Annotated in this window: 5 protein-coding genes and 1 pseudogene; 4 read left to right on the plus strand and 2 right to left on the minus strand. The window is 34.0% G+C overall.

From position 1 onward, the window contains the following. Positions 1–97 precede the first annotated feature (97 nt). Together G580_RS0106875 and G580_RS0106880 are read left to right on the plus strand one after the other, a co-directional pair. The gene (locus G580_RS0106875; RefSeq protein WP_028841558.1) at positions 98–2,353 is read left to right on the plus strand and encodes a sensor histidine kinase; all 2,256 of its coding nucleotides are present in this window, start codon (positions 98–100) and stop codon (positions 2,351–2,353) included. Then, on the plus strand, positions 2,346–2,765 hold the full coding sequence (locus G580_RS0106880) for a sigma-54-dependent transcriptional regulator (protein WP_028841559.1): 420 nt from the start codon (positions 2,346–2,348) through the stop codon (positions 2,763–2,765). The genes G580_RS0106875 and G580_RS0106880 overlap by 8 nt, the downstream gene beginning before the upstream one ends. On the opposite strand, the gene G580_RS0106885 is transcribed toward G580_RS0106880, so the two are convergent. After that, complete coding sequence (locus G580_RS0106885) at positions 2,762–5,323, minus strand: PEP/pyruvate-binding domain-containing protein (protein WP_028841560.1); 2,562 nt, start codon at positions 5,321–5,323, stop codon at positions 2,762–2,764. The two genes, G580_RS0106880 and G580_RS0106885, sit on opposite strands and share 4 nt — an antisense overlap. A gap of 240 nt (positions 5,324–5,563) precedes the next feature. Between G580_RS0106885 and G580_RS0106890 the strand changes: the two genes are divergently transcribed. Together G580_RS0106890 and G580_RS0106895 are read left to right on the plus strand one after the other, a co-directional pair. Beyond that, entirely contained in the window at positions 5,564–6,301 is a 738-nt protein-coding gene (locus G580_RS0106890) for a GntR family transcriptional regulator (protein ID WP_028841561.1), read from the plus strand. 17 nt (positions 6,302–6,318) lie between these two features. Next, entirely contained in the window at positions 6,319–6,810 is a 492-nt protein-coding gene (locus tag G580_RS0106895; RefSeq protein WP_028841562.1) for a CBS domain-containing protein, read from the plus strand. Here the strand turns inward: G580_RS0106895 and G580_RS11625 are convergent. After that, positions 6,751–7,021 (minus strand): annotated as a pseudogene (locus G580_RS11625) (IS256 family transposase); the annotation flags it as partial. The gene G580_RS0106895 and the pseudogene G580_RS11625 overlap by 60 nt on opposite strands.

Genomic DNA, 7,021 nt, shown 5'->3' on the forward strand with positions numbered 1-7,021 from the left:
AATTAGTTGCTTGACTTGGCTAAAGAAATAGATTAATTTTATTTTATCTTAGTACAAGAGACTAATTTTAAACTTTAATAACCAAAAGTTTAATGCTATGTTTTCTAAAACAATCGTAAGTAAAATAATAGCTCTAATAGAAAAATATCATCCATTTACTTTTAATCTGAAATACTTTCAAATAACCATTAGTTTTGTGATGCTTTTTCTTCTTACCATAGCGTTAATGTTTGGATGGTTTTCTACTAGGAAGATTAGAGAGATTGTGATAGAGGATTTTAACCAGCAGCAATTAATGCTTGCCAAGCATGCTGCGAGTCAAATAGAGAATTCTATAGAACTATTAGAAAGAGAACTCACCCTTCTTAGTCTTTCCCCTGCGATTCAGTATTCTGAAAAACCTGCTTTATTAAACAGAATGAACATAACCTTTCTAAGTGTAAAGTATGAGGGGGTTAAAGAGATAAAGTTTATCGAGTCTAAGACTGGTAAAATTTATAAAGTTATGGAGACCCCAACCTATGTTATAGAAAAATGTGGTAGCGAAGACAAAAAATTTTTAAAATGGGCAGCCCTTCCTCAAAATAAGGGAGAAATATTATTTAGTGAAATAGTAAGATGTCCCAATAACCCCGAAGAAAACCCTCCAAAGCTTATCATGAAAATGGTAATACCGGTATGGCAGGTATCGATAGATGAATCTCACCCTGTGGCAACCAATTTATTTTCAGGAGTTTTGGTCTTTACAGTAGACGTGACTCATTTTGTAGAGAAGGTTGCCTCTAAAATAAGGTCAGGAAAAACAGGATATGCATGGGTAATCTCTAACAAAGGCATTTTCCTTTATCATGAAGAAAAGTCTTTTATAGGTCAAAATGCGTTTGAGGCCCGAAAAGGCAAAAAACCAACCATAGCTTTTACAAGAATTAACGAAATCCAGAGAGAAAAAATGCTTAAAGGAGAGGAAGGGACAAGTTGGTATATTTCAGGGTGGCATAGAGGGATTAAAGGTGAAATAAAGAAACTTATTGCGTATGCTCCGATAAAATTAAGAGAAAAACCAGAACCTTTAATCTGGTCTATTGCGGTGGTCGCTCCTATAAGTGAAGTAGAAGGGGCTATAAAGACCATCCATTTTCAACAACTGATTCTACAAGGAATAGTTATAGGTATTATCTTATCGGTAGGTCTTTTTATAAATTTTATTCTTGTTACTTGGTCAAACATTCTTGAAAAAGAGGTGGCTAAAAAAACCGCAGAGTTAAGAAAATCAGAAGAAAGATATAGGTCTTTGATAGAAAACGCAGAGGATATAATATTTACCGCAAATTTAAAAGGAGAAATCCTATCGATAAATACCTTTGGCAAAAATTTTTTTAACCGTTCTGAGTCAGAGATAATTGGAAAAAGTATGGTAGAGGTTTTTGTCCCAGACGGAGAAATCTTGATAGGGAGTATTAAAAAAATATTTGAAACAGGAGAAAGCCAACAGGTTATTCATAAAATAGTGGTAGATGATAAAGATTTCTGGTTTAACACCAACTTGAGAGGTTTAAAAGACGAAAAAGGCAATATATATTCTGTGTTAGGTATTTCACGAAACATTATCGAACGCCGAAAGCTGGAAGAGCAAAGTTATTATACAGAAAAGTTGGCATCCCTAGGGACTCTAGCTGCAGGTGTAGCTCATGAAATCAACAATCCTATTGCCATAATTCTAGGGTTTACAGATATTTTGCTCGAAAAAATACCAAAGGAATCTCCAGAATACGAAATTTTAAAAATTATAGAAAAACACGCAACAGATACTAAAAGAATCGTAGAAAATTTGTTAGGTTTTGTTAGACATAAAGAACATCAAGAACAACTGGTTAATATTAATGAATGTGTAGACATAGTGCTTGAGATTATGAAAAACATGTTTGTTATAAATAACATTGAAGTTAGAAAATTTTTACAGGAAAATATCTCGTTTGTAAAGGTAGATCCTGGTGAAATACAGCAGGTTTTGTTTAACATCATCAATAATGCTATATACGTGATGAAAGGTGGGGGGATACTTACAGTTTCTACTAAAGATGAAGGAGAGTGGGTTGAAATTAGCATCTCTGATACTGGTTGTGGGATTCCTAAAGAATATAGACATAGGATTTTTGATCCATTTTTTACCACAAAAGAAGTGGGAAAAGGGACTGGACTTGGGTTATGGGTGTCGTATAATATAGTAAAAAAATATAATGGAGTAATTACCTTTGTAACAAAAACAAAAGAAGAGTCTGAACAAACGGGGACAACTTTTATGGTAAGGTTACCGGTGGTAAAACATCAAACAAGGGGGACAAAGGATGCCTGAGAGGATTTTAATCGTTGATGATGAACCCGATATGCTTAAGCTTTTGACGATGATCTTAAAAGAAAAAACACCTTATGAAATTACTGTAACCAACAATCCAGTGGAAGCAGTTGAATTGGTAAGAACAGGGGAGTTTGACGTTGTCATCACCGACCTTAAAATGCCAGGGCTTGATGGTCTACAACTTCTTGAAGAAGTAAAAAAGAAAGATGAAGATATTCCGGTAATTATACTCACCGCATATGGAACGATCGATGCTGCTACAGAAGCGCTGAAAATAGGGGCTTTTGATTTTATAACAAAACCATTTAAAAAGGAACAAATTTTGTTTACCATCGAAAAAGCTATAAAATGGCAAAAAGTCCAAAGAGAAAATAAGATGCTAAAAGAAAAACTAAAATCTCAAACCTAATCTATTAGTTCTTTTATATATTTTGTTCTAAACTCATCCAAGTACATTTGGGTTATGGCATCGTTAAAAAGTACCATATCAAGTTGTTTAGTAAAAGCAGTTAATTTGCCTAAGATTTCAAGAGTTTTTTCAATCGTAGGACTATCATATTTAAACAACACGGCATCTATTAAATCTTCTTTTACTTTTACCCTAAATCTCAAATCTTTTAGGATTTTGGTTATTAAATTTACCCTTCGTAACCTTCTATCAAGGGCTGCCCCCCCTCCTTTAAAGAAAAATTTAACATAGTTATCGTTTATGTTTTCACCAACATAGGCTTCGATCATGGAAAAATGGTATCCAAGCCGAAGACTAAAATTCATGTAGTTTTTGGTGACCACACAAAAACTTTTTTTCCCAGTTTCCTGAAGCTCCTCTTCTGGGATGGTTGCTGTATGAGCTATCATCCCAAGAAAGCCCTTAGCATCCACAGGAGGAGGTTCAGGCCATTTCATAGATTGCATTCCCTTAAGAATAGCCTTAAAGGGAATAGAAAGAATATCTTCTGGTGTAGCTTTTTTAATTCCTTCTTTTAACCCTCCTTCTATATCAAGGATTAAAATTCCTACCGGTATACCTGCTAAAAGAGGAACGGCATGTATGTCGCTGTCTTGATATCTATCCCAAAGGGTAAACATTTCATGCATAACCATTTCATGACAGAATCTGGTTATATCATGGAGGGTTTTACAGTTTTCGGCTTTAAAATCTTCGGTTGTAGGGTCGACTAAATAGAGCGGGACAATCAGTTTAAGAATCCTTTCAAGGGTTTTAAATATTAAAGTTTCTTGAAAAGGCTCCTTTTGGGTTTTACCATAAGCCTCAATAAGTTCTTGAATTTTTCCTTCGTAGATAACACCATTTATAGCATCTACCGTGATTTCTTGCCCGTGTTTTATTACTTTTGTTGCTATTTCCGTGTTTAATAGCGTAGGAACTTTGTATTCCCTTGAAAGAGATGCCATATGTCCGGTAGGACTTCCAACATCGGTTACTATAGCAGCAGCTTTATTCATAACCACTACATATTTAGGGTTTGTGTGTCTTGCAACCAGGATATATCCTTCAGGAAATTGGTTTAATTCCTCTTCTGAATTCAAAACAAAGGCTTTTCCATACCCAACACCTTTACAAGCAATCAATCCTTTTTCAACAAGAACTTTGGCCCCTTTTATCCTGGTAGGTAAGCATATTTTAGGTTCCTCTGTTTTCTTTAAGACTCTTAGCTGGCGTGTTTGGAGTACAAAAATATTTCCTTCCTCATCGATAGCCCATTCGATATCCTGAGGGCTTCCATAATATTCTTCAATTTTTATCGCTATTTTTGATAACTCGATTATCTCTTCCTCGTTTAAACAAGTTGAAGAAATGCCAGAAGGTAGAGGTATTTCTTCTATCCCACCGTTTTCTTTACAAATAAGCATCTTAGGTTGTTTCCCTGGAAGTTTTTCAAGGATGGTTCCTTTTCTGTTTACGATGTAGGTTTCAGGAGTTACACTACCATCAACCACTAATTTCCCTAATCCTTTGACTGCGGTTATTATTATGTTGACAGCCTCTGGATTGTTAGGATTGCGTGTATATATTACCCCACCAGATCGAGCGTTTACCATAGAAAGAACTCCAACTGCCATAACCATATCTGTTTTTGAAAATCCTTTGGTTTTATAATAAAAAATAGCTCTTGGATTGAAAAGGCTTGCAATGACTTTTTTATAGTAGTAGGGTATGCTCTCTCCAGGGACATTTAAAAAAGAGGAATATTGCCCTGCAAAACTGAATTCCGAATCTTCAAAAATCGCACTACTTCTTACGGAAAACATACATCTACGTTTAAGTTTCTTACATAGATTTTCATAAGAGGATTGTATAGAAATAAGAATCTCTTCAGGTATGTTTGAATTTATGATCAATTCTTTAATTTGTTGACTTCCTTCGTTTAGGCTCTCTATTTTGTTAATATCAATTTTTTGAAGGATCTCAAAAATTTTTTCTTTAAGTTGAGTTTTCTCGATAAACTTTAAAAAGGTATAAGAGGTAATAACAAATCCTTCCGGAGCAGGTATATTAAGAACATTTTTAAGTTCTGCAAGATGGGTTATTTTACCACCTGCAACCAACAATGAGTCTTTATCGATGGCTTCAAGGGGGAGGGTAAACTCAGTTTCTGGAATTTCGATTTTTGAAATTAAAATTTTTTCTATTTTTTGTTTAATTTCGTGAAAAACGTTTTCTAATGCGATATACTTGTTTTCAGAAAGGGCATTTAGATTTTTAATTATTTTATTTACTGAATCTAAGATTTCTTTTACGCTATTTTGTATATAATGCATGTCGAAAAGATATTCTCCAGAGAACTTTTCCTCCATGTCTGCCATGAGGGTTAGGGCTCGATTGTTTTCTTCAAGGACTTTTTGAAAAAAAACATACTTTTCATATAAAATTTTTTTCAATCTTGCTTTTTCTTCCTCTTTCTTAGAATTGGAAAGCCCAAACCAATCTAATATTTTTTTCATGATACCTCCGAATTTTAAATTCTACACTAAACAAAATAAACAATATTGGAATTTTTACAATATACCTTAGTAATTTAGTGCTCAATCTTTTAATTTTTAAATATATTTAAAAAATTAAAAAATTTGTCATTCGCCCTATTGACAAAAACATATTTTTATATATAATTTAAACATTGTAATGTTATAACTTTGTTTTGTTATATCATTATAATAAATTAAATAGAAGGAAAGAGAAGGTTTATGGTTGAGTTGATTAGCAGAGAGGAGCATGAAAAACTTTATCTCCAGATATTTGATATCTTAAAAAAGAAGATTGAAAGTGGAGAGTGGAAGCCAGGGTCTAAGATTCCTACCGAGGAACAACTTTGTAAAATGTTTAATGTAAGTAGGGTAACGGTAAGAAATGCTCTTTTAGAACTTGTAAGGCATGGGTATTTGATAAGAAAACAGGGGAAAGGTACTTTTGTAAGGAAAAATTTGATTTTAGAAGGTTTAACCATGTGGACGTTTTTTAAGCCTCTTTGGGTTGAGGAGGAAAGTGTTTTTAATAAAAAGGTTATTGCCAAAACCGTTATTATGCCGATTGATGGTTTGCATGAAGAACTTGAGATCTCTGAGAATAAACACGTGATATACATTAAAGTTCTCTGGGAATTTGATAAGAAGCCTTCTGCTCTGCAAGAGTCCTTTGTACCTTTTACTATATGTCCACAACTTCTTGAAGAAGATATTGAAAATCAATCGATTATAGACCTTTTTGAAAAAAAATACAATATAAAAATCACCAAAGTACATACCTCTTTTGAGGTTTATACTTTAAATAAAGAGCTTGCTGATCCTCTTCAGACCGCCGAAGGTAGTCCTGTGGTTTTGATGAGACAAAAGGTTTTTTCTGGAGAGACGGTGGTTCTTTTAACCAATTTTTACAAAAAACGGGATGATAGCAAATTATTTTTGCTATTAAGAAGGCAAACATAAAAATTAGGAGGTGGGATATGTCACCAGGTAAATTAGTTAAAGATGTGATGTTGGGAATATTCGAGTATCCTCATATTCCCTACTGGTTTACCGTCGAACAGGCTATAAAAGTTGTTAAAGCCTCTTTTATCCAAACCCAAAAGCACACGGATCCGATTACAATTTTTGTTTTTGACGAAAGGTATAATCTTTTGGGAACGGTTACTATGAAAGACATCTTGAAAGGAATTGAACCTTTATTTCTTAAACCTCCTCAAAAGGCACAGGTTCCAGAAGAAGAACAAACTGGACTTGCTATAGTATGGGATAGTTTGTTTACAAAAGAGTCTAAAAAATTGGCTCAAAGGCAGATAAGTGAGATTATGGTTCCTGCTAAATATTTTGTAGAACCGGTAGACCCGGTTACTAAAGCTGCCTATTTGATGATCCATCATGATTTGCGACACTTGTCAAGAGAATTGTGTCTCCTTATAAAATCTCTTTACAAACATTTGCCTCAATTCGTATAAAGCAGACTTAATTAAAGGAAGTGGTTTTTGCCATCTCGTTTTCTGAATCCGACTTACTGTTATGTATATCGCAACCTCTGCTGTCTTGATTGATTGAAAATATCCCCCTGTATTTACCCTTATCAGCTCTATCCTGCTATTTATATTCTCAACCACATTCGTCGTGTATATATACCTCCTCACCCCCTCAGGATATTTCTTATAAACAAAA

It is taken from the genome of Thermodesulfobacterium hveragerdense DSM 12571 (assembly GCF_000423845.1).
Taxonomy (GTDB): Bacteria; Desulfobacterota; Thermodesulfobacteria; order Thermodesulfobacteriales; family Thermodesulfobacteriaceae; genus Thermodesulfobacterium; species Thermodesulfobacterium hveragerdense.